The 23,925-nt window shown below is 67.5% G+C and carries 18 protein-coding genes and 1 tRNA gene; 3 read left to right on the top strand and 16 right to left on the bottom strand.

Annotation, left to right across the window (positions count from 1 at the left end):
* The first annotated feature begins 7 nt into the window (after window positions 1-7).
* Window positions 8-316, top strand: coding sequence for a hypothetical protein (locus ABT300_RS00605; RefSeq protein WP_351669977.1), 309 nt, complete (start codon window positions 8-10; stop codon window positions 314-316).
* 379 nt (window positions 317-695) lie between these two features.
* Here ABT300_RS00605 and tuf read toward each other — a convergent pair whose 3' ends face one another.
* From tuf to ABT300_RS00575, 5 genes are all read right to left on the bottom strand, one after another.
* Window positions 696-1,889, bottom strand: a complete 1,194-nt coding sequence (tuf, locus tag ABT300_RS00595; RefSeq protein ID WP_351669974.1) for an elongation factor Tu — start codon at window positions 1,887-1,889, stop codon at window positions 696-698.
* Window positions 1,890-2,053: 164 nt separating this feature from the next.
* Window positions 2,054-4,180, bottom strand: coding sequence for an elongation factor G (gene fusA / locus ABT300_RS00590; protein ID WP_351669971.1), 2,127 nt, complete (start codon window positions 4,178-4,180; stop codon window positions 2,054-2,056).
* Window positions 4,181-4,219: 39 nt separating this feature from the next.
* Window positions 4,220-4,690, bottom strand: coding sequence for a 30S ribosomal protein S7 (gene rpsG, locus ABT300_RS00585; protein WP_030788318.1), 471 nt, complete (start codon window positions 4,688-4,690; stop codon window positions 4,220-4,222).
* Window positions 4,691-4,693: 3 nt separating this feature from the next.
* Window positions 4,694-5,065: a 30S ribosomal protein S12 gene (rpsL, locus tag ABT300_RS00580; protein ID WP_003948652.1), complete on the bottom strand. Its 372-nt coding sequence runs from the start codon at window positions 5,063-5,065 to the stop codon at window positions 4,694-4,696.
* A gap of 255 nt (window positions 5,066-5,320) precedes the next feature.
* Window positions 5,321-6,487: a glycosyltransferase family 2 protein gene (locus tag ABT300_RS00575; RefSeq protein ID WP_351669968.1), complete on the bottom strand. Its 1,167-nt coding sequence runs from the start codon at window positions 6,485-6,487 to the stop codon at window positions 5,321-5,323.
* Between the two features lie 143 nt (window positions 6,488-6,630).
* On the opposite strand from ABT300_RS00575, the gene ABT300_RS00570 reads away from it, so the two are divergent.
* Window positions 6,631-7,908, top strand: a complete 1,278-nt coding sequence (locus ABT300_RS00570) for a putative hexosyltransferase (protein WP_351669965.1) — start codon at window positions 6,631-6,633, stop codon at window positions 7,906-7,908.
* Between the two features lie 292 nt (window positions 7,909-8,200).
* Here ABT300_RS00570 and ABT300_RS00565 read toward each other — a convergent pair whose 3' ends face one another.
* The 11 genes from ABT300_RS00565 to ABT300_RS00515 form a co-directional block, all read right to left on the bottom strand.
* A complete protein-coding gene (locus ABT300_RS00565) occupies window positions 8,201-12,100 on the bottom strand; it encodes a DNA-directed RNA polymerase subunit beta' (RefSeq protein ID WP_351669962.1) in 3,900 nt (1,299 codons plus the stop codon).
* Between the two features lie 110 nt (window positions 12,101-12,210).
* Window positions 12,211-15,696: a DNA-directed RNA polymerase subunit beta gene (gene rpoB, locus ABT300_RS00560; RefSeq protein ID WP_351669959.1), complete on the bottom strand. Its 3,486-nt coding sequence runs from the start codon at window positions 15,694-15,696 to the stop codon at window positions 12,211-12,213.
* A 579-nt stretch (window positions 15,697-16,275) separates the two neighbouring features.
* On the bottom strand, window positions 16,276-16,656 hold the full coding sequence (gene rplL / locus ABT300_RS00555) for a 50S ribosomal protein L7/L12 (RefSeq protein WP_351669956.1): 381 nt from the start codon (window positions 16,654-16,656) through the stop codon (window positions 16,276-16,278).
* A gap of 126 nt (window positions 16,657-16,782) precedes the next feature.
* The gene (rplJ, locus tag ABT300_RS00550) at window positions 16,783-17,313 is read right to left on the bottom strand and encodes a 50S ribosomal protein L10 (protein WP_057584693.1); all 531 of its coding nucleotides are present in this window, start codon (window positions 17,311-17,313) and stop codon (window positions 16,783-16,785) included.
* Window positions 17,314-17,631: 318 nt separating this feature from the next.
* On the bottom strand, window positions 17,632-18,423 hold the full coding sequence (locus tag ABT300_RS00545) for an SCO4651 family lipoprotein (RefSeq protein ID WP_351669952.1): 792 nt from the start codon (window positions 18,421-18,423) through the stop codon (window positions 17,632-17,634).
* 93 nt (window positions 18,424-18,516) lie between these two features.
* Window positions 18,517-19,431: an SCO4651 family lipoprotein gene (locus ABT300_RS00540; protein WP_351669949.1), complete on the bottom strand. Its 915-nt coding sequence runs from the start codon at window positions 19,429-19,431 to the stop codon at window positions 18,517-18,519.
* 149 nt (window positions 19,432-19,580) lie between these two features.
* Window positions 19,581-20,306 (bottom strand): 50S ribosomal protein L1, encoded by a 726-nt coding sequence (gene rplA / locus ABT300_RS00535; protein WP_319277175.1) that lies wholly within the window; start codon window positions 20,304-20,306, stop codon window positions 19,581-19,583.
* Between the two features lie 84 nt (window positions 20,307-20,390).
* Window positions 20,391-20,825 carry a 50S ribosomal protein L11 gene (gene rplK, locus ABT300_RS00530; RefSeq protein ID WP_005481290.1) on the bottom strand — a complete coding sequence of 145 codons (435 nt, stop codon included), beginning with the start codon at window positions 20,823-20,825 and terminating at the stop codon, window positions 20,391-20,393.
* A gap of 170 nt (window positions 20,826-20,995) precedes the next feature.
* Window positions 20,996-21,859 (bottom strand): transcription termination/antitermination protein NusG, encoded by an 864-nt coding sequence (nusG, locus tag ABT300_RS00525; RefSeq protein ID WP_319277177.1) that lies wholly within the window; start codon window positions 21,857-21,859, stop codon window positions 20,996-20,998.
* 80 nt (window positions 21,860-21,939) lie between these two features.
* Window positions 21,940-22,224, bottom strand: a complete 285-nt coding sequence (gene secE, locus ABT300_RS00520) for a preprotein translocase subunit SecE (RefSeq protein ID WP_351669943.1) — start codon at window positions 22,222-22,224, stop codon at window positions 21,940-21,942.
* A gap of 114 nt (window positions 22,225-22,338) precedes the next feature.
* Window positions 22,339-22,411, bottom strand: a tRNA-Trp gene (locus tag ABT300_RS00515).
* A gap of 227 nt (window positions 22,412-22,638) precedes the next feature.
* Between ABT300_RS00515 and ABT300_RS00510 the strand changes: the two genes are divergently transcribed.
* Complete coding sequence (locus ABT300_RS00510; protein WP_351669940.1) at window positions 22,639-23,865, top strand: pyridoxal phosphate-dependent aminotransferase; 1,227 nt, start codon at window positions 22,639-22,641, stop codon at window positions 23,863-23,865.
* The last annotated feature ends 60 nt before the right edge of the window (window positions 23,866-23,925 follow it).

Raw genomic sequence — 23,925 nt, 5'->3', positions numbered from 1 at the left:
GGCACCCATGACGACGCAGACCGCAGCCGCCCAGCTCCCCGAGCCGCACAAGACGTGGTGGAGAGCCCCCTTCGCGGCTTCCGTGTTCGGGCTTCCAATTCTCGCGACGGAGTACGCCGTCACCCGGGCCCACGAGGGCCTGGGCCAGTACGGCGGCATGATCTACACGGCCATGGGCCTGTACGCCCTCGCCTGGGCGCTGCCGCACCGTCTCTCGCTCCGGATGCCCCGCATCCTGGCGGCGGGCGCGGCGCTGCTGATCACGCTCTTTCCGGTGGGACTGCTGGTGCTACTGGCCGCGATGGTCTCCGCCTGACGCGTACGTCACGAACTCACCTTCTGGGCAATTCCGTTGCGCCGGGCCGGCGCTCCTCGTGACCCAGCCGGCCGCCGACACCGCCGTCCCCTCACGGACGGTGCCCCCGGTCGGCACTTTCGCGCCCGCGGGCTTCCGCGTCGACATCAAAAGCCCCACCGCGCGCCTCCCCGAGGGGGCGGTCCGTATCGCCGCCGCGTTGCGCGAGCTGGAGGCCCACGACTGTCCCCGCCGCGAACGCACCCGCATCCCCGGCACCCGGCCACATGGGGCCGCACCCCCGGAGCCCGTCATGCGAGAGGGCCCGTACGACCGGAGTCGTACGGGCCCTCTCAGGTTGCTCAGCTCAGGCTGGAGCTACCAGGTCGATCAACAGGACTTACTTGTTGATCTTGGTGACCTGGCCGGCGCCGACCGTCCGGCCACCCTCACGGATGGCGAACTTCAGGCCCTCTTCCATGGCGACGGGCTGGATGAGCTCCACCTTCATCTCGGTGTTGTCACCCGGCATGACCATCTCGGTGCCCTCGGGGAGGGTCACGACGCCGGTCACGTCCGTCGTACGGAAGTAGAACTGCGGACGGTAGTTGTTGAAGAAGGGGGTGTGACGACCACCCTCGTCCTTCGACAGGATGTAGGCCTGGGCCTCGAACTCGGTGTGCGGCGTGACCGAACCCGGCTTGATGATGACCTGGCCGCGCTCGACGTCCTCGCGCTTGATGCCACGAAGCAGCAGACCGACGTTCTCACCGGCCTGGCCCTCGTCGAGCAGCTTGCGGAACATCTCGATGCCGGTGACCGTGGTGGTGGTCTTCTCGGTCTTGATGCCGATGATGTCGACGGTCTCGTTGACCTTCAGGACACCACGCTCGATACGGCCGGTGACGACCGTACCGCGGCCGGTGATCGTGAAGACGTCCTCGACGGGCATGAGGAACGGCTTGTCGACGTCACGCTCGGGGGTCGGGATCGACTCGTCGACCGCGGCCATGAGCTCCAGGACGGTCTTGGCCCACTCCGGGTCGCCCTCGAGGGCCTTGAGCGCCGAGACCTTGACGACCGGCAGGTCGTCGCCCGGGAACTCGTACTCGGAGAGGAGCTCACGGACCTCGAGCTCGACGAGCTCCAGGATCTCCTCGTCGTCCACCATGTCGGCCTTGTTCAGGGCGACGACGATGTACGGAACGCCGACCTGGCGGGCCAGGAGCACGTGCTCCTTGGTCTGCGGCATCGGGCCGTCGGTGGCGGCGACGACGAGGATGGCGCCGTCCATCTGCGCCGCACCCGTGATCATGTTCTTGATGTAGTCCGCGTGACCGGGGCAGTCGACGTGGGCGTAGTGACGCGTCTCGGTCTGGTACTCGACGTGCGCGATGGAGATGGTGATACCGCGCTGGCGCTCCTCAGGAGCCTTGTCGATCTGGTCGAAGGCCGAGGCCTCGTTCAGGTCCGGGTACGCGTCGTGCAGCACCTTGGTAATGGCGGCCGTGAGGGTCGTCTTACCGTGGTCGATGTGACCGATGGTGCCGATGTTGACGTGCGGCTTAGTCCGCTCGAACTTCGCCTTCGCCACTGGGGTCCTCCTGGGAGTGGTTCTGGAACGCCTTGCTTCATCGGCGCCAGGTGATCTTTGCTGTCAAATCCCGGGGCCGGGGCAAACACCCACGATCCTTGACGAATGCGGGTGGTTGCCCCAGAGGCTCCGGAGTCAAGCCTAAAGCGTGTGAACGCGGTGCGTTACTCGCCCTTGGCCTTCGCGATGATCTCCTCGGCGACGTTCCGGGGAACCTCGGCGTAGGAGTCGAACTGCATCGAGTAGCTCGCGCGACCCGACGTCTTGCTGCGGAGGTCGCCGACGTAGCCGAACATCTCCGACAGGGGCACCAGGCCCTTGACGACACGGGCGCCGGCCCGCTCCTCCATGGCCTGGATCTGACCACGGCGGGAGTTGATGTCGCCGATGACCTCGCCCATGTAGTCCTCGGGCGTGGTGACCTCGACGGCCATCATCGGCTCGAGCAGCACGGGGCTGGCCTTGCGCGCGGCCTCCTTGAAGGCCTGCGAACCGGCGATCTTGAAGGCGAGCTCGGAGGAGTCCACCTCGTGGTAGCCGCCGTCGAGCAGGGTGACGCGCACGCCGGTCATCTCGTAACCGGCGAGGATGCCGAACTGCATGGCCTCCTGCGCACCGGCGTCGACCGAAGGGATGTACTCCTTCGGGATACGACCACCGGTCACCTTGTTCACGAACTCGTACGAGGCGTCGCCGCCCTCGATCGGCTCGATCGCGATCTGCACCTTGGCGAACTGGCCGGTGCCGCCGGTCTGCTTCTTGTGCGTGTAGTCGACCCGGTCGACCGCCTTGCGGATGGTCTCGCGGTAGGCGACCTGCGGCTTGCCGACGTTGGCCTCGACCTTGAACTCACGGCGCATACGGTCGACCAGCACCTCGAGGTGCAGTTCGCCCATGCCGCCGATGATGGTCTGGCCGGTCTCCTCGTCCGAGTGGACCTGGAACGACGGGTCCTCCTCGGCCAGGCGCTGGATCGCGATGCCCAGCTTCTCCTGGTCGCCCTTCGACTTGGGCTCGATGGCGACCTGGATGACCGGAGCCGGGAAGTCCATGGACTCCAGGATCACCGGCTGCTTGTCGTCGCACAGCGTCTCACCGGTCGTGGTCTGCTTCAGACCCATGACGGCGATGATGTCGCCGGCGCCGACCGACGCGATCTCCTCACGCTTGTTCGCGTGCATGCGGTAGATCTTGCCGATGCGCTCCTTCTTGCCCTTGACGGAGTTCAGCACGGCAGTGCCGGACTCCAGGCGGCCCGAGTAGACCCGGACGAAGGTGAGCTTGCCGAGGTGCGGGTCACTCATGATCTTGAACGCCAGCGCCGACAGCGGCTCGTCGTCGGACGGCTTGCGCTTGACGACCTCCTCCGGGTCGTTCACGGCGTGGCCCTCGATGGCCTCGACGTCGAGCGGGGAGGGGAGGTAGCGCACGACCGCGTCGAGCAGGGGCTGAACGCCCTTGTTCTTGAACGCGGTGCCGCAGAACACCGGGGTGACGGTGGTGTCCTTGGACTTGCCGGACGCGATGGTGATGCGACGGATCGCGGCGTACAGCTGCTCCACGGAAGGCTCCTGGCCCTCCAGGTACAGCTCCATGATCTCGTCGTCGTTCTCGGCGACGGTCTCGACGAGCTTGCCGCGGTACTCCTCGGCAGCCTCGGTGTGGGTGGACGGGATGTCGACGACGTCGTACATCTCGCCCTTCTCCGCCTCGGCGGACCACACGAAGGCCTTCATCGTGACCAGGTCGACGACGCCCTTGAAGTCGGCCTCGGCGCCGATCGGGAGCTGCATGACGATCGGCTGCGCGCCGAGGCGGCTGCTGATCATGTCGACGCAGCGGTGGAACTCGGCGCCGGTCCGGTCGAGCTTGTTGACGAAGCAGATGCGCGGGACGCCGTAACGGTCCGCCTGACGCCACACGGTCTCGGACTGGGGCTCGACGCCGGCAACGCCGTCGAACACCGTCACAGCGCCGTCGAGCACCCGCAGCGAACGCTCCACCTCGACGGTGAAGTCGACGTGACCCGGGGTGTCGATGATGTTGATGGTGTGGTCGACGTCGGCAAGCGGCCAGTGACAGGTGGTGGCAGCAGAGGTGATCGTGATGCCACGCTCCTGCTCCTGCTCCATCCAGTCCATGGTCGCGGCGCCGTCGTGGACCTCGCCGATCTTGTAGGAGACGCCGGTGTAGAACAGGATCCGCTCGGTGGTGGTCGTCTTGCCCGCGTCGATATGGGCCATGATCCCGATGTTGCGGACCTTGGCCAGGTCAAGTGAAGTGGTAGCCATAAGGCTTTCGTCTTCTCTCGGTCTCGATGTGGGTAGCGACTACCAGCGGTAGTGCGCGAAGGCCTTGTTGGACTCGGCCATCTTGTGGGTGTCCTCGCGCTTCTTCACAGCGGCGCCGAGGCCGTTGGACGCGTCGAGAAGCTCGTTGAGCAGGCGCTCGGTCATGGTCTTCTCGCGACGGGCGCGGGAGTAGCCGACGAGCCAGCGCAGCGCCAGGGTGCTCGCGCGGCCGGGCTTGACCTCGACCGGAACCTGGTAGGTCGCGCCACCGACACGGCGGGACTTGACCTCGATGGTCGGCTTGATGTTCTCGAGAGCGCGCTTCAGCGTGATGACCGGGTCGTTGCCGGTCTTCTCGCGCAGGCCCTCCATGGCGCCGTAGACGATGCGCTCGGCGGTGGAGCGCTTGCCGTTCAGCAGCACCTTGTTGATGAGCGACGTGACAAGAGGAGAACCGTAGACCGGGTCGATGATGACCGGGCGCTTCGGGGCAGGGCCCTTACGAGGCATTTCTTACTTCTCCTTCTTGGCGCCGTAGCGGCTGCGGGCCTGCTTGCGGTTCTTGACACCCTGGGTGTCGAGGGAGCCGCGGATGATCTTGTAGCGAACACCCGGCAGGTCCTTCACACGGCCACCACGCACGAGCACGATGGAGTGCTCCTGCAGGTTGTGTCCCTCACCCGGAATGTAAGCGGTGACCTCGATCCCGCTGGTCAGACGCACACGCGCGACCTTACGCAGGGCCGAGTTCGGCTTCTTCGGGGTGGTCGTGAACACGCGCGTGCAGACGCCGCGGCGCTGAGGGGAACCCTCGAGTGCGGGCGTCTTGTTCTTCTCGACCTTGTCCTGCCGGCCCTTACGGACCAGCTGCTGGATCGTAGGCACTACTTCTCCGGTTTCTGTGTGCCGATTTGTACAGCTAACCTGGAACTTCGCCGACCCACGCGGTCGGGTGTGTCGAACCCGCGGACTTCCGCCGCGAGGCAGAAATAGGCGCAGATCACGGTGGCCATTGCTACGGCCCCGGTGCGGCTGAAGACACGCACATGGGCCAGGGCACACCCCAGGCACAAGGTCTGAGCGTACCTAGCGCACCGACTCCGGTCAAAACAAAGGCCCTGTCACCGACACGCCGAAGGTTTACGAACGCTGTCGCAGCCCCTGCTCCCGGCGTGCCGCGGCGTCCTCGCACCCCTCCGGCGGCCCCGCGGGAGACGGCACGCAGGCGCCGGCGCCCCCTTCGGCCCCGACCCCGACCTCGGTCCCAGCCCCGGTCCCGGTGCCGGTGCCGGTCCCGGTGCCGGTGCCGGTCCCGGTGCCGGTGCCGGTCCCGGCCGCCGACCGGTGGCCGCCCGCCGCCGTGTCGTGGCCGATGAAGTACGTCGGACGGTTCTGCACGGCCGTGTAGATGCGGCCCACGTACTCGCCGAGCAGCCCGACGCAGACCAGCTGCACGGCGCCGATGAACAGCACGCCGATGAAGAGGGACGTCCAGCCGGGCACGGTGTGCTGGAAGGCGTGGGCGCTGAGCGTGTACACCATCAGCGCGAGGCAGACCAGGAAGGCGAAGCCGCCCAGCCAGGTGGCGATGCGCAGGGGCGCGGCCGAGAAGCCGGTGACGCTGTCGACGGCGAGCCGGATCATCCGGCCCAGGGGGTACTTGCTCTGCCCGGCCGGCCGCGGCGCCCGCTCGTAGGTGACCTCGCCGCTGGGGAAGCCCAGCCAGGGCACGAGGAGACGGTAGACGCGCTGCTGGTCAGGCAGCGCCTTCAGGGCGTCCACGGCGGCCCTGCTGAGCAGCCGGAAGTCACCGGCCTGGGCCGGCACCGACGGGCCCGCCAGACGGCGCACGAGGCGGTAGTACAGGCCCGCCGTCCACCGCTTGAAGCCGGTGTCGCTGGCCCGGTCGGCCCGGATGCCGTAGACGATGTCCAGGCTCTCGGCGCGGGCCAGCGAGAGCATCTCGGGGATCTTCTCGGGCGGGTCCTGGAGGTCGGCGTCGATGCTGACGACGTACGCGCCGACCGACCGGTCCAGCCCGGCGGTCAGGGCGGCCTGATGGCCGGAGTTGCGGCGCAGGCCGATGACGCGCAGCTGCGGCCAGCCGAGCCGGAACGCGGCCAGCAGCTCCGCCGTCCGGTCGGTGCTGCCGTCGTCCACCGCCACGACCTCGTGCTCGACGCCGAGTCCGTCGAGGACCGGGCGCAGCCGGCTGACGAGCGCGGGCAGCACCTCTTCCTCGTTGTACATGGGTATGACGACCGACAAGACGGTCCCCGCCGCCGTGGTCTTCGGCGCTTCGGACACCCGTCCTCCCCCCACCTGTGGTGCGCATGTGCGACTCTGTTGCGATCTTATGACCACACTCTTGTGAGCAGACTTCACGATCATCCGGACAGCCGCGCCGCCACCCTGGACGCCCGGCGGTCGGCCGAGGGGGGACCCCAGCCATGAGCACGGCTTCCAGCGACACGGCGACGGACCCCGCCGTGCCCGACGGGCCGGAGAAGCGGTCAGGAACCCTGCGCCGCCTCACCCTGCCGGACGGTGTACGACCGTACCTCCCCCCGCTGCTCCTCTACGGCGTGACGAAGCTCGTGGGTCTCACCGTGTTCGCCTGGCTCCTGGAGTGGGCCGACGAGTACCAGAAGAAGAACCCGCGCTTCGGCGGCGGCGCCCACTGGTGGGACGTGCTCGCCACCTGGGACGGCTGGTGGTATCTCCAGGTCGCCGAGAAGGGTTACGACCCCGGCCCGCTGGAGCGGCTCGCCCCGGGCGGGCTGTTCACCGTCAAGCAGAACTCGGTCGCCTTCTTCCCGCTCTACCCGGCCCTGATCCGCAGCGTCTCCGAGGTCACCGGCCTCGGGCTGTACGGCTCCGGGATCCTCGTGTCGGTGGCGGCGTCCTTCGTCGCGGCCGCCGGCGTCTACGCGGTGATCTCCACGCTCGCCGGCGTGCGGGCCGGCACGATCGCGGCCGGCCTGTGGGCGCTGGCGCCCGGCGCCGGCGTGGAATGGGCGGTCTACTCGGAGTCGGTCTTCGTCGCCATCGCGACCTGGTGCTGCTACTGCGTGATGAAGCGCCGCTGGGTGGCGGCCGGACTGCTCGCCTTCCTGGCCGGGCTCAACCGGCCCACGTCCGCAGCGCTCATCGGCGCCGTCGGCCTCGCGGCGATCGTGGCCCTCGCCCGGCGCGAGAGCAGGCGCGAGCACGGGGTGGCGGGGCCTGTCTACGCCATGTTCGCCGCCCCGCTCGGCCTGCTCACCTATGTCGCCTGGGTCGGTCTCAGCTCGGGGGACCTCACCGCGTACTTCACGCTCCAGCGCGAGGGGTGGGCGCACTACTTCGACTTCGGCGCGTACACCTGGGACGTGCTCGCCAACACCGCGGTCGGCCGCCACGACTACCTGTTCGCGTTCTCCGTCCCGGACCTTCTCGCCGTCCAGGTGGTGCTGGCACTGCCGTTCCTCATCGCGCTGATGCTGCGCAAGAAGCCGCCGCTTGTCCTGGTCGCGTACACGCTGGCGAGCGTGATCACCGTGCTGGGCACCCAGCAGATGTTCGGCAACACGGGCCGCTACCTGCTGCCGGCCTTTCCCCTGCTGCTCGCGCCGGCCGCGGCGATGAGCCGGCTGAAGTGGCCGAGCCTGGCGGTGTTCTTCACGACGGCGGCGCTCGCGTCCGGGTGGTACGCGCACTACGTCATCTTCGAGCTGGGAATCCCGTAGCCGCTGCGGGGCACGACGGCCGCGCCTGACGCGGCGGCGAGCGCGAGCGGCGTCCAAGAGCCCCGGGGCTCCCCGTCGGGGCTTGGGGAGGCGGCACGGCTCTCCCCCGGCCGGGCCCTGCCGCCTTGCCGCCCGTCAGAGCGCCCGTGGCCCGTCAGCGCGCGCTTGAGCTCCTCCCCCTCCCCCTTCCGCCGATGCGTCCTCCCCCGCTGCGTCCCACCCGCTCACGCCGAAGGGCGGCCACCCCGCAACCGGGGTGACCGCCCTTCAGTACCTCAGACGTACGTACGCCTTACTGGTTGTACGGACCGTAGTCGTAGTCCTCCAGCGGAACGGCCTGGCCGGAGCCCGTGCCGAACGGCGAGTAGTCGATGTCGTCGTAGCCGACGGCCGAGTACATCGCGGCCTTGGCCTCCTCGGTCGGCTCGACCCGGATGTTGCGGTAGCGGGACAGACCCGTACCGGCCGGGATGAGCTTACCGATGATGACGTTCTCCTTGAGGCCGATCAGGGAGTCGGACTTGGCGTTGATCGCCGCGTCCGTGAGGACCCTGGTCGTCTCCTGGAACGACGCCGCCGACAGCCAGGACTCCGTGGCCAGCGAGGCCTTGGTGATACCCATGAGCTGCGGACGACCGGAGGCCGGGTGACCGCCCTCCTGCACCACACGACGGTTCTCGACCTCGAACTTCGAGCGCTCGACAAGCTCGCCGGGCAGCAGCTCGGCGTCGCCGGACTCGATGATCGTCACACGGCGCAGCATCTGCCGGATGATGATCTCGATGTGCTTGTCGTGGATCGACACGCCCTGCGAGTTGTAGACCTTCTGGACCTCGCCGACCAGGTGGACCTGGACGGCACGCTGACCCAGGATGCGCAGCACGTCGTGCGGGTTGGTGGCGCCCACGGTGAGCTTCTGGCCCACCTCGACGTGCTCGCCCTCGCTGACCAGGAGACGGGCGCGCTTCGAGATCGGGAACGCCGTCTCGTCGCTGCCGTCGTCCGGCGTGATGACGATCTTCTTCGTCTTCTCGGTCTCCTCGATCCGCACGCGGCCGGAGGCCTCGGAGATCGGGGCGACGCCCTTCGGGGTACGGGCCTCGAAGAGCTCGACGACACGCGGCAGACCCTGGGTGATGTCGTCACCGGCCACACCACCGGTGTGGAAGGTACGCATCGTCAGCTGGGTGCCGGGCTCACCGATGGACTGGGCGGCAATGATGCCGACCGCCTCACCGATGTCGACCAGCTTGCCGGTGGCCAGCGAGCGGCCGTAGCACATAGCACACGTGCCGACCTGCGACTCACAGGTCAGGATCGAGCGGGTCTTGACCTCCTCGACGCCGTGGCGCACCAGCTGGTCGATGAGCACGTCGCCCAGGTCCACGTTGGCCGGCGCGATCACCTTGCCGTCGATGACGACGTCCTCGGCGAGCATGCGGGCGTAGACGCTGGTCTCGACGTCGTCCGTCTTGCGCAGGACGCCGTCCTCGCCGCGGATCGCGATCTTCAGCTTCAGACCGCGCTCGGTGCCGCAGTCCTCCTCGCGGATGATGACGTCCTGCGAGACGTCCACCAGACGACGGGTCAGGTAACCCGAGTCGGCGGTACGCAGGGCGGTGTCCGCCAGACCCTTACGGGCGCCGTGCGTGGAGATGAAGTACTCCAGCACGGACAGGCCCTCACGGAAGGACGCCTTGATCGGACGCGGGATGGTCTCGTTCTTCGCGTTCGACACCAGACCGCGCATACCGGCGATCTGCCGCATCTGCATCATGTTTCCTCGGGCGCCCGAGTCAACCATCATGAAGATGGGGTTGGTCTTGGGGAAGTTCGCGTTCATCGCCTCGGCGACCTCGTTGGTCGCCTTGGTCCAGATCGCGATGAGCTCCTGCGTGCGCTCTTCCTTGGTGATCAGACCGCGCTCGTACTGCTTCTGGACCTTCTCGTCCTGCGCCTCGTACCCGCGGACGATCTCCTTCTTCGCCTCGGGGACGACGACGTCGGAGATGGCCACGGTGACACCGGAACGGGTCGCCCAGAAGAAGCCGGCCGCCTTCAGGTTGTCGAGCGTCGCCGCCACGATGACCTTGGGGTAGCGCTCGGCCAGGTCGTTGACGATCTCGGAGAGCTGCTTCTTGCCCACCGAGTAGTCGACGAACGGGTAGTCCTCGGGCAGCAGCTCGTTGAAGAGCGCGCGGCCCAGGGTCGTCCGCAGCCGGAAGGTGTCACCCTGCTGCCACTCGGGGTCGCCCTCCTCCTGCGCGGGCGGCGTCCAGCCACGCGGCGGGATGGTGCCCACCGGGAAGCGGATGTCGATCGGCGACTGCAGCGCGAGCTCACCGGCGTCGAACGCCATGATCGCCTCGGCCGTGGAGCCGAAGGACCGGCCCTCGCCCTTGGTGTCGCGCAGCTCGCCGTCGGTGGTGAGGAAGAACAGACCGAGGACCATGTCCTGGGTCGGCATCGTCACCGGACGGCCGTCGGCGGGCTTGAGGATGTTGTTCGAGGACAGCATCAGGATGCGGGCCTCGGCCTGCGCCTCCGCGGAGAGCGGCAGGTGGACGGCCATCTGGTCACCGTCGAAGTCCGCGTTGAACGCGGTGCAGACGAGCGGGTGGATCTGGATGGCCTTGCCCTCGACCAGCTGCGGCTCGAAGGCCTGGATGCCGAGGCGGTGCAGGGTGGGCGCACGGTTCAGCAGCACCGGGTGCTCGGCGATGACCTCTTCGAGGACGTCGTACACGACGGTGCGGCCGCGCTCCACCATGCGCTTGGCGCTCTTGATGTTCTGCGCGTGGTTCAGGTCGACCAGGCGCTTCATCACGAACGGCTTGAACAGCTCCAGCGCCATCGCCTTCGGCAGACCGCACTGGTGCAGCTTCAGCTGCGGACCGACGACGATCACGGAACGCGCGGAGTAGTCCACACGCTTGCCGAGCAGGTTCTGACGGAAGCGGCCCTGCTTGCCCTTGAGCATGTCGGACAGCGACTTCAGCGGACGGTTGCCGGGGCCCGTGACCGGGCGACCACGACGGCCGTTGTCGAAGAGCGCGTCGACGGCCTCCTGGAGCATGCGCTTCTCGTTGTTCACGATGATCTCGGGCGCGCCGAGGTCGAGAAGCCGCTTCAGTCGGTTGTTGCGGTTGATCACACGGCGGTACAGGTCGTTCAGGTCGGAGGTCGCGAAGCGGCCACCGTCCAGCTGCACCATCGGACGCAGGTCCGGCGGGATGACCGGCACGCAGTCGAGCACCATGCCCTTGGGGCTGTTGCTGGTCTGCAGGAATGCCGAGACGACCTTGAGGCGCTTGAGCGCACGGGTCTTCTTCTGGCCCTTGCCGGTGCGGATGATCTCGCGGAGGCGCTCGGCCTCCTCGTCGAGGTCGAAGGACTCCAGACGCTTCTGCAGGGCAGCGGCGCCCATGGAGCCGTCGAAGTACGTGCCGAAGCGGTCACGCAGCTCGCGGTAGAGCAGCTCGTCGCCCTCGAGGTCCTGGACCTTGAGGTTCTTGAAGCGCGTCCACACCTCGTCGAGACGGTCGATCTCGCGCTGCGCGCGGTCGCGCAGCTGCTTCATCTCACGCTCGGCGCCTTCGCGCACCTTGCGGCGCACGTCGGCCTTGGCGCCCTCGGCCTCGAGCTCGGCCAGGTCGGTCTCGAGCTTCTTGGCGCGGGCCTCGAGGTCGGAGTCGCGACGGTTCTCGATCTGCTGACGCTCGACGGAGACGTGCGCCTCCAGCGACGGCAGGTCACGCGTGCGGCGCTCGTCGTCGACGTACGTGATCATGTACGCCGCGAAGTAGATGACCTTCTCGAGGTCCTTGGGAGCCAGGTCGAGCAGGTAGCCCAGACGGCTCGGGACACCCTTGAAGTACCAGATGTGGGTGACGGGAGCGGCCAGCTCGATGTGGCCCATCCGCTCACGACGCACCTTGGCGCGAGTGACCTCGACGCCGCAGCGCTCGCAGATGATGCCCTTGAAGCGGACACGCTTGTACTTGCCGCAGTAGCACTCCCAGTCCCGGGTCGGACCGAAGATCTTCTCGCAGAAGAGTCCGTCCTTTTCGGGCTTGAGCGTGCGGTAGTTGATGGTCTCGGGCTTCTTGACCTCGCCGTGGCTCCACTGACGGATGTCGTCAGCGGTAGCCAGACCGATCCGGAGCTCGTCGAAGAAGTTGACGTCGAGCACTATGCGTCAATCCCTCTCAGGGTTGTAAGTCTTGGGGTCTGATACGGGGGTCCCGGGGCCGGCCGGAGGTTCAGGGATCTTCATCGCCGAACCTCCGGACCGGACTCCCGTCAGACCTCTTCGACGCTGCTCGGCTCGCGCCGGGACAGGTCGATGCCGAGCTCCTCCGCCGCGCGGAAGACGTCCTCGTCGGTGTCACGCATCTCGATGGACATACCGTCGCTGGACAGCACCTCCACGTTCAGGCAGAGAGACTGCATCTCCTTGATGAGCACCTTGAAGGACTCGGGGATGCCGGGCTCGGGGATGTTCTCGCCCTTGACGATGGCCTCGTAGACCTTCACGCGGCCGGTGACGTCGTCGGACTTGATGGTCAGGAGCTCCTGGAGGGCGTACGCGGCGCCGTATGCCTCCAGCGCCCACACCTCCATCTCGCCGAAGCGCTGACCGCCGAACTGCGCCTTACCACCCAGCGGCTGCTGGGTGATCATCGAGTACGGACCGGTCGAACGGGCGTGCAGCTTGTCGTCGACCAGGTGGTGGAGCTTGAGGATGTACATGTACCCGATGGAGATCGGGTCCGGGAACGGCTCGCCGGAGCGGCCGTCGAACAGCCTCGCCTTGCCGGTCGGCTGCACCATGCGCTCGCCGTCGCGGTTCGGGATGGTGTGGTTCAGCAGGCCCGCGAGCTCGTCCTCACGGGCGCCGTCGAACACCGGGGTGGCGACGTTGGTGCCCGGGGCGACCTGGTCGGCGCCGATGACCTGCAGGCGCTGCGCCCAGTCCTCGCCGAGACCGGAGACGTCCCAGCCGCGGCTGGCGAGCCAGCCGAGGTGGATCTCCAGCACCTGTCCCGGGTTCATTCGGGACGGCACGCCCAGCGGGTTGAGGATGATGTCGACCGGGGTCCCGTCCTCGAGGAACGGCATGTCCTCGATGGGCAGGATCTTGGAGATGACGCCCTTGTTGCCGTGACGGCCGGCGAGCTTGTCACCGTCGGTGATCTTGCGCTTCTGCGCCACGTAGACGCGAACCAGCTGGTTCACGCCCGGCGGCAGCTCGTCGCCCTCCTCGCGGTCGAAGACGCGGACGCCGATGACCTTGCCGATCTCGCCGTGCGGCACCTTCAGCGAGGTGTCACGGACCTCACGGGCCTTCTCTCCGAAGATCGCGCGCAGCAGGCGCTCCTCCGGGGTCAGCTCGGTCTCGCCCTTGGGCGTGACCTTGCCGACCAGGATGTCGCCGGCGACGACCTCGGCGCCGATGCGGATGATGCCGCGCTCGTCGAGGTCGGCGAGGACCTCCTCGGAGACGTTCGGGATGTCCCGGGTGATCTCCTCGGGGCCGAGCTTGGTGTCACGGGCGTCGACCTCGTGCTCCTCGATGTGGATCGAGGAGAGGACGTCGTCCTGCACGAGGCGCTGCGACAGGATGATCGCGTCCTCGTAGTTGTGACCCTCCCACGGCATGAACGCCACGAGCAGGTTCTTGCCGAGCGCCATCTCGCCGTTCTCGGTGGCCGGGCCGTCGGCGAGGACCTGACCGGTGATGATCCGGTCGCCCTCGTTGACGATGACCTTCTGGTTGACCGAGGTGCCCTGGTTGGAGCGCGAGAACTTGGCCAGGCGGTACGTGATGTACGTGCCGTCGTCGTTGGTCGTGGTGATGTAGTCCGCGGAGACCTCCTGGACCACACCGTCCTTCTCGGCCTTGACCACGTCGCCGGCGTCGACGGCGGAGCGGTACTCCATGCCGGTGCCGACGAGCGGGGCCTCGCTCTTGATGAGCGGCACGGCCTGACGCATCATGTTCGCGCCCATGAGGGCACGGTTGGCGTCGTCGTGCTCGAGGAACGGGATCATGGCGGTCGCGACCGACACCATCTGGCGCGGCGAGACGTCCATGTAGTCCACGTCGTCACCGGGGACGTAGTCGACCTCGCCGCCACGACGGCGGACCAGGACGCGGTTCTCGGTGAAGCGCATGTCGTCGTCGAGCGTGGCGTTGGCCTGCGCGATGACGAAGCGGTCCTCCTCGTCGGCCGTCAGGTAGTCGACCTCGTCGGTGACGACACCGTCGGTCACCCGGCGGTACGGCGTCTCCACGAAACCGAACGCGTTGACGCGGCCGTAGGAGGCGAGCGAGCCGATCAGACCGATGTTCGGGCCTTCGGGCGTCTCGATCGGGCACATGCGGCCGTAGTGCGAGGGGTGCACGTCACGGACCTCGAAGCCGGCCCGCTCACGGGAGAGACCACCCGGACCGAGCGCCGACAGACGGCGCTTGTGGGTGAGACCCGACAGCGGGTTGTTCTGGTCCATGAACTGCGACAGCTGGCTGGTGCCGAAGAACTCCTTGATGGAGGCGACGACCGGCCGGATGTTGATCAGGGTCTGCGGCGTGATCGCCTCGACGTCCTGGGTCGTCATCCGCTCGCGGACGACTCGCTCCATACGCGCCAGACCCGTGCGGACCTGGTTCTGGATGAGCTCGCCGACGCTGCGCAGACGACGGTTGCCGAAGTGGTCGATGTCGTCGGTCTCGACGACGATCGTCGTGCCGTTGTCGGCGCCCGTCTCGGTCTCGCCGGCGTGCAGCTTGACCAGGTACTTGATCGTCGAGATGACGTCCTCGACGGTCAGCACGCCCGCGTCGAGCGGAGCGTCCGCGCCCAGCTTCTTGTTGACCTTGTAGCGGCCGACCTTCGCGAGGTCGTAGCGCTTGGGGTTGAAGTAGAGGTTCTCGAGCAGCGTCTGCGCGGCCTCACGCGTGGGGGGCTCGCCCGGACGCAGCTTGCGGTAGATGTCGAGCAGCGCGTCGTCCTGGCCCTGGGTGTGGTCCTTCTCCAGGGTGGCGCGCATGGACTCGTACTCGCCGAACTCCTCGAGGATCTGCTCGGTGGTGTAGCCGAGAGCCTTCAGAAGGACGGTGACGGACTGCTTGCGCTTGCGGTCGATGCGGACACCGACCATGTCGCGCTTGTCGATCTCCATCTCCAGCCAGGCGCCCCGGGAGGGGATGATCTTGGCCGAGAAGATGTCCTTGTCGGACGTCTTGTCGATGGAGGAGTCGAAGTAGACGCCCGGCGAACGGACCAGCTGCGACACCACGACACGCTCGGTGCCGTTGATGACGAAGGTGCCCTTGTTCGTCATGAGCGGGAAGTCGCCCATGAAGACCGTCTGGGACTTGATCTCGCCGGTCTCGTTGTTCGTGAACTCGGCCGTCACGAAGAGCGGGGCCGCGTACGTGAAGTCACGGTCCTTGCACTCGTCGATGCTGTTCTTCGGCGGCTCGAAACGGTGGTCGCGGAACGTCAGCGACATCGACCCGGAGAAGTCCTCGATCGGGGAGATCTCCTCGAAGATCTCCTCCAGACCGGACTTGGTGGGGACGTCCTGACCGGATTCCAGAGCCGCCTCGACCCGACTCTGCCAGGCGGTGTTCCCGAGCAGCCAGTCAAAGCTCTCGGTCTGCAACGCGAGCAGGTTGGGAACCTCGAGGGGCTCCTTGATCTTTGCAAAAGAGATGCGCAGCGGGGCAGTGCTGGCGGCGTTGTTCGTATTCGCGGTCGAGGCGTTGCGCGAGGCGGCCAAGAGGGGGTCCTTCCGAGGGCTCGGACTCACTACGCGCGTACCGGCCCCTCAGTCCCGGGCACGGAGACAGATATTCCCCGATTGGCGAAAAGGCCAGGTGGGAGATGATCTGGTCGTCCGGACTCAAGTGAGGGCATGCCCCTGGTGACGGGCAGGGGACAGCTAACAGGCAGCGCAAAGGGTCAGTGTAGCCACTTGGCACACTGATGTCCAGTGCGGGTTCTTCGAGACCCTCGTAGTTCTCAACGCCCTCGGTCCGGTAGCCCTCAACGCACGGTGATACTGCCCTCTTCGCCGCCGATCCATGCCTCGGATACGGATCCTTGTGACGACGCGTCCTGAGAATTGCGCGCTGCGTGCGGTTCGTCAAGGCCCCCTGGCGCGAACCGGGGCGCTCGGAGACACGACGAAGATCACCATACCCCCCGCTCAGAGGGGTACGAGGCAACCGTGGCCGCGCTCCCAGGAACGCCGAAGAGCGACCACCCAGATGGATGATCGCTCTTCGGTGCGTGGGCGTTACAGCTCCCGAGGGAGCAGTTTCAGCCTTCGCGTGCGGTCGTCGCCGACCGCGGGGTGTTACTTGACCTCGACGGAGGCGCCGGCGGCCTTGAGGGACTCGGCAGCCTTCTCCGCGGCCTCCTTGGCGACCTTCTCGAGAACGGGCTTCGGAGCGCCGTCCACGAGGTCCTTGGCCTCCTTCAGACCCAGGGAGGTCAGCTCACGCACGACCTTGATGACCTGGATCTTCTTCTCGCCGGCGCCGGTGAGGACGACGTCGAACTCGTCCTGCTCCTCAGCGGCCTCGGCAACGGCGACGGGGCCGGTCGGGGCGGCGGCGACCGCGGCGGCGGCGGTGACGTCGAACTTCTCCTCGAAGGCCTTCACGAACTCGGAGAGCTCGATGAGGGTCATCTCCTCGAACTGCGCGAGCAGGTCTTCCTGGCTGAGCTTCGCCATGGTGGGCGATCCTTCCACTAATTCGGCTGGTGCCGGTATGTACATGTGTGGCGGGCGTACTGTCGGCCCGCTACGACCTCTGCCTCAGGCGGAACGCCTCAGGCAGCGGTCATTTCGCGAGCCGAGTTACTCGGCACCGCCCTGCTCGGCCTGCTTGGCGCGAAGAGCGTCCACGGTGCGGACGAGCTTCGAGGGAAGCGCCTGGAAGAGCTGAGCAGCCTGAGACTGCTTGCCCTTGAAGGCGCCCGCCAGCTTGCTGAGCAGAACCTCGCGGGACTCGAGGTCCGCAAGCTTCTTGATCTCGTCGGCGGACAGCGCCTTGCCGTCAAGGACACCGCCCTTGATGACGAGGTTCGGGTTGTCCTTGGCGAAGTCACGAAGACCCTTCGCCGACTCCACCGGGTCACCGGTGATGAAGGCGACCGCCGTCGGACCGTTGAAAAGGTCGTCGAGCGTGTTGATCCCGGCCTCGTTGGCCGCAATCTTGGTCAGCGTGTTCTTCACCACGGCGTACTGGGCGTTCTCACCGAGCGAACGACGCAGCGTCTTGAGCTGCGCCACGGTGAGACCCCGGTACTCGGTCAGCACGGCGGCGTTCGAGCTGCGGAACGCGTCCGTCAGCTCGGCTACCGCGGCAGCCTTGTCGGGCCTTGCCATAGAGCGTCGGCCTCCTTCCGGGTGATGAGGACCGCTCAGAAGGGGCTGTGACAGACGAAACGCCCCGGCGCAGGCGCACGGGGCGTAGCTCGACCGAAAGAATTCCGCGGACGGATTACTGTTCGGGAGCACATCCACTGACACCTGCGCGGGTCGTCCGCATTGCAGCGGATCCTTCGGCCACCGCACACTCTGCTGAGTGCACGGCAACGACCAGCGGTCTTTGGCTTCTGCAGGAGCGTACGTGAACCGGTCGCCGTCAAGCAAATCCGCCCGTACGGGGACCGGCCGGGTGCCCGTACGGACGTCCGGCGGAGGTCAGTCCGCGGCCTTCCTCAGCTGCTCGGCCAGGTCGACGGTGTCCGAGGCCGGGGGCGCCTTCACCGTCACGGGCTTGCCGAAGTCGAAGAAGGTGATGGTCAGGTCGAGCGGCCCGCGCCGCCCGAAGCCCTGCATGCGCAGCTGCCGGGTGCGGTCCTCGGCGTCGATCCACAGGTCCATGGTGAGCTCGTCGACGCCCAGCTTCTCGTACTGGGCGAGGCTCTTCTCGGTCCGCTGCCGGATCTTGGTCGGCCGGCCCTCGAAGGAGGCGCGGATCTCGTCGACCGTCGCCGTGCCCGTGTAGTGGTCGGTGCGGACGCCGCCGACGGTCTCGGCGCCGGCCTTCTTCAGATCGTCGGCGGCGGCCAGGAAGCCGGTCTCGTGCGCCGGGTTGTCGCGGACCTTGTCGGACATCCCGCCGTTGGCGCCGGGCTTGCCGAACTTGACCCAGTGCTTGCCGTCCTCGTCGGCTTCGTCGGTGCCTATGTAGAGCACGCCGCCGACGAAGCGGAATTCGCCCGTGCCCTTGTCGGGCCCGCTGAGCACGGTGGACTTCAGAGTCATGACCTGCGGTTTCGTGCCGATCGCGGCCTCGCCTCGGACCCGCCCCTCCTCCGGTGTCCGGCCGTTCGTGCGGTAGCGCAGGGAGACCGGCTGTTCCGCCTTCTCCGCGGCCCTGGTGACCGCCTCCGCAGCGGACGCGTCACCCTCGCTCTCCGTACCGCCCATCGCCGCACAGCCGCTGACGAGCAGCACGGACAGCCCGAGGACACCCACGGCAGACCTCATCCAATTTCCCCCAGAACCCCGTACACAGAACACACGGTCGACGCACAGCAAGACCGTGAAGGTATCCCAGGAGCCCGAGGGAGGTCCCGTGAATTACGAGCCGCCGGCCGCCCCCTGCTGTTTCACCAGCTCACGGAAGTCCGCCGTGTCTCCCGCCGGCGGCGCCTCGGCCGCGACCTCGGTCCCGTAGTCGCTGTAGTAGGCGGTCTGGCTGTACGCGCCCGCTGTGGTCTCGCCCTTCTCGACCTTCTTGGCCAGCAGGTCCCGGTCGTCGACCCAGATGTCGACGGTCTCGGTGGTGACGCCGGCCTGTTCCAGCGTCTTCTTCAGCTCGTCGAGCCGGCCGCGGTCGAGGTGGGAGTTCTTCTCGGCGAGGTCGGCCACCTTCACGGTGCCGGAGTAGTGCGTGGTGTTCCGACCGCGCACCTTCTCCTCGCCGACCTCGTGGAGGTCCCCGGAGGCCAGCAGCAGCTTCACCGACTGGTGCGGCGTGGTGTTGGTCAGCTGGTCCTTCAGATACGCGCCGGAGCCGCCGCCGAGGCTCGCCAGGTCGTCGTACGCGTACTTGATCCAGTGTCTGCCGCCGGCCTGCCCCGCGAACGAGTCGCCCATCCTGGCGTAGTAGGCGTCGGGCAGGTACCGGGCCTCCATCGAGGTCGCGCCCATCTGCCGCATCGTGTCGGCCATGGCGCCGCCGGTGTACGTGATGGTGAGGGCGCCGGTGAGACCGTCCTTCCAGCCCAGGGCGCCCTCGGCGGTCATCGACATCACCGAGCCCATGGTCGTGGTGGACTCGACCTTCGCGGAGTCCGCCCCGTCGGTCGACTTCTCGGCGCTCCGCAGCGCCGCGACGGGACTGAGCCGCGGGCTGCCCTCCTGGCCCTTCCCCGAGCCGCCGGAGCCGCCCAGACCGCCCGAGCTGCCGGAGCCGCTGCAGGCCGTCGCCCCCGCCAGCAGGGCCAGTGCCGCGATCGAGAGGCCCGCACGACGCACGCCCGTGCACTTCATTCGTCCCACCCCCATGGAATGCCTGTCACTGGACGTTAACGCACAGCACTGACAGTCGTACGAAGAAAGCGGCGGTACGACAAAAAGGGACGAGCCCCGCACCTCGAGAGGTTGCGGGGCTCGTCGCCGACTCGGGCGAACCGTCAGGTTCAGACCGCGGCCGGGTCCTCCTCGACGAGGAGGTTGCGGGTGCGGTTCGGGTCGACCTGGATGCCGGGGCCGATCGTGGTGCTGATCGCGGCCTTCTTGATGTAGCGACCCTTGGCGGCGGACGGCTTCAGACGGAGGATCTCCTCCAACGCCGCGCCGTAGTTCTCCACCAGCTTGGCGTCGTCGAAGGACGCCTTGCCGATGATGAAGTGCAGGTTCGAGTGCTTGTCGACGCGGAACTCGATCTTGCCGCCCTTGATGTCGGTCACGGCCTTGGCCACGTCCGGGGTCACGGTGCCGGTCTTCGGGTTGGGCATCAGACCACGCGGGCCGAGGACGCGGCCGAGGCGGCCGACCTTGCCCATGAGGTCCGGGGTGGCGACGACGGCGTCGAAGTCCAGACGCCCCTTCGCCACCTCGTCGATCAGTTCGTCGGAGCCGACGATGTCGGCGCCCGCGGCCTCCGCGGCCGCAGCACGGTCACCGGTCGCGAAGACCAGGACCCGGGCGGTCTTGCCGGTGCCGTGCGGCAGGTTCACGGTGCCACGGACCATCTGGTCGGCCTTGCGCGGGTCGACGCCCAGGCGGAAGGCGACCTCGACGGTGCCGTCGAACTTGCTCGTGGAGGTCTCCTTGGCGAGACGGACGGCCTCGAGCGGGGCGTAGAGCTTCTCCCGGTCGATCTTGGCGTCCGCAGCGCGGAGGGACTTGCTGCGCTTGCTCACTACTGCTCCAGTGTGTCTGAGGAGTCGTGGTACGGGCCGAGCAGGCCCTGCCACGGTGCTACGAAGGTGCTACGGGGCGGGGGATCAGCCCTCGACCGTGATGCCCATGGAGCGGGCGGTGCCGGCGATGATCTTCGACGCGGCGTCCAGGTCGTTGGCGTTGAGGTCGGGGAGCTTGGTCGTGGCGATCTCGCGGACCTGCGCCTCGGTGATCTTGGCGACCTTGGTCTTGTGCGGCTCGCCCGAGCCCTTCTCGACACCCGCGGCCTTGAGGATCATCTTCGCGGCCGGCGGCGTCTTGGTGACGAAGGTGAAGGAGCGGTCCTCGTAGACCGTGATCTCCACCGGGATCACCCAGCCACGCTGCGACTCGGTCGCGGCGTTGTAGGCCTTGCAGAACTCCATGATGTTGACGCCGTGCTGGCCGAGCGCGGGGCCGACCGGCGGCGCGGGGTTGGCCGCACCGGCGTTGATCTGGAGCTTGATGAGCCCCGTGACCTTCTTCTTCTTGGGAGGCATTGCTCTCTCCGGGTCCTAGTGAGAGTTTTTCAGCCTTCCGGTCCGGATGATCCGGATGGAGGCATACCGCACAACGATAACGGGTATCTGTGCGCGGCCAAAAACCGAGCAGGTCAGGCGAGCTGTGACAGCCCGCCTGACCTGGTCGGAGGCGTGTGTTCCAGAAGGAGCTAGTTCTTCTGGATCTGGTCGAAGCTGAGCTCGACCGGGGTCTCGCGGCCGAAGATCTCGACGAGACCCTTGACCTTCTTCGAGTCGGCGTTGATCTCGTTGATCGTGGCCTGCAGCGTGGCGAACGGGCCGTCGGTGACGGTGACCGAGTCGCCCACCTCGAAGTCCAGCACCTGGACCTCGACCTTGCGGGCCGGAGCCGGCTTGCCCTCGGCCTCGGCGGCCTCACGGGCGGCCTTCTCCTCGGCCTCCGGTGCGAGCATCTTGACGATCTCGTCCAGGGTCAGCGGGTACGGGTCGTAAGCGTTGCCCACGAAGCCGGTGACGCCGGGCGTGTTGCGGACGACGCCCCAGGACTCGTTCGTCAGGTCCATGCGCACCAGCACGTAGCCGGGGAGCTTGTTCTGACGGATGGTCTTGCGCTCGCCGTTCTTGATCTGCGCGACCTCTTCCTGCGGCACCTCGGCCTGGAAGATGAAGTCCTCGACGTTCAGCGAGACGGCGCGCTGCTCCAGGTTGGTCTTCACGCGGTTCTCGTAGCCGGCGTACGTGTGGATGACGTACCACTCGCCGGGAAGGGTGCGCAGTTCCTCACGCAGGGCGGCGACGGGGTCGACCGGCTCGGCCGGCTCTTCCTCTTCGGCTTCCTCGGACTCTTCGGCGACGGCCTCGTCGGCGTCATCGTCCTCGGCGCCCGCGGCGTCCTCGTCCTCGACGTGCAGCGCGGCTTCCTCCGCGGGCTCGCCCGCCTCGGCCTCGGCAGCCTCGAACTCGTCCACCTCGTCCGAGCCCTCGACGATGTCGAGCTCGTCGTCCACGGACTCGTCCGGCTCGATGGCGTCGTTCAGGTTCTGGTCAGACACGGTGGCTGCTTCTTCCTGGATACATAGGGGTGGAACATGCGAAAGGGGCGCCGGATACCTCGGCGCCCTTCGCTCTAGGCTCAGCCAAAGACGTACTTGGCGGCGTGGCTGAGTCCATAGTCAATCACGGTCACCAGGCCGATCATGATGACGACGAACACGATCACCACGGTGGTGTACGTCGTCAGCTGACCGCGAGTGGGCCATACGACCTTGCGGAGCTCCGCAACGATCTGGCGGTAGAAGAGCGCCAAGCGCTTCAGCGGGCCCTTCTTGGCGCGCTTGCCGCCCTTACGTGTCTTCTTCGCCTCAGGCGCCTCGTCCTGGGCATCAGGCGTGTCGATGGAGCCCACGGCGTCCGCCATTCGTCCTCACCTGTTCCCGGGTCGTGGCCGTGCCGCGCCCGGTCTGAGCCGCACGGCGAGTGCATTGCTGTACGTACATGCGCTGCGCACACATCCTGGTGACGGAGTGTGTAGCAGGGCCGGAGGGACTTGAACCCCCAACCGCTGGTTTTGGAGACCAGTGCTCTACCAATTGAGCTACGACCCTTTGTGTGTCCCCAACGTACCGCATCCGCTCGGGTGCTCGGTGTGCACCGGTTGTGGCGCGGCTGTCGAAGGCCAACGACGTGTGAGTGTACGTGGTCTTGAGCGCCTCGTCGAACGGAAAGGGTCCTTGATCGGATTCCTTCGGATGTTCCCCTGGATGTTCGCTCGGCTGACCACTCCGTGAAACCCGTGTGCCCGGCCGGTTTCCGGTCTGAAACCATGGACCCCATGAGCGCTGCAACCCCTCCCACCGAGCGCCGGGTCTCCGCCCGAGTCGGCGCGATCTCCGAGTCCGCCACCCTCGCCGTGGACGCCAAGGCCAAGGCCCTGAAGGCCGCCGGGCGTCCGGTGATCGGCTTCGGCGCCGGCGAGCCCGACTTCCCGACCCCGGACTACATCGTCGAGGCCGCGATCGAGGCCTGCAAGAACCCCAAGTACCACCGGTACACGCCGGCCGGGGGTCTGCCCGAGCTGAAGGCCGCGATCGCCGCGAAGACGCTGCGTGACTCCGGCTACGAGGTCGAGGCCTCGCAGATCCTGGTCACCAACGGCGGCAAGCAGGCCATCTACGAGGCCTTCGCCGCGATCCTCGACCCGGGCGACGAGGTCATCGTCCCGGCCCCGTACTGGACCACGTACCCGGAGTCGATCCGGCTGGCCGGCGGCGTCCCGGTGGACGTGGTGGCCGACGAGACGACCGGCTACCGGGTCTCCGTCGAGCAGTTGGAGGCGGCCCGCACCGAGCGCACCAAGGTCGTCCTGTTCGTCTCCCCGTCCAACCCGACGGGCGCGGTCTACAGCGCCGAGGACGCCGAGGCGATCGGCCGCTGGGCCGTCGAGCACGGCCTGTGGGTCATGACGGACGAGATCTACGAGCACCTCGTCTACGGCGACGCGGCGTTCACCTCGCTGCCGGCGATCCTCCCCGAGCTGCGCGACAAGTGCATCGTCGTCAACGGCGTCGCCAAGACGTACGCGATGACCGGCTGGCGGGTCGGCTGGATCATCGGCCCGAAGGACGTCGTCAAGGCCGCGACGAACCTGCAGTCGCACGCCACCTCGAACGTCTCCAACGTGGCGCAGATCGCCGCCCTGGCCGCCCTCTCCGGCGACCTGTCGGCCGTCGAGACGATGCGCGAGGCCTTCGACCGCCGCCGCAGGACGATCGTCCGGATGCTCAACGAGATCGACGGCGTCGTCTGCCCCGAGCCCGAGGGCGCGTTCTACGCGTACCCCTCGGTGAAGGCGCTGCTCGGCAAGGAGATCCGCGGCAGGCGTCCGCAGGACTCGGTCGAGCTGGCCGCGCTCATCCTGGAGGAGTCCGAGGTCGCGGTGGTGCCGGGCGAGGCCTTCGGCACCCCGGGGTATCTGCGGCTGTCGTACGCGCTGGGCGACGAGGACCTCGTCGAGGGCGTGAGCCGTATCCAGAAGCTGCTGGCGGAGGCCAGGGACTGACGTCCGCTTCCGCCACGGGACCGTATGCCGAAGCCGGCGTGCGGTCCCGCTGCTTTGTGC

Origin of the sequence: Streptomyces sp. NPDC001027, assembly GCF_040299045.1 — a bacterium.
Lineage (GTDB): Bacteria > Actinomycetota > Actinomycetes > Streptomycetales > Streptomycetaceae > Streptomyces.
Note: the sequence above shows the minus strand (reverse complement) of the source record. Positions and strands in the feature narration are given on the sequence as shown.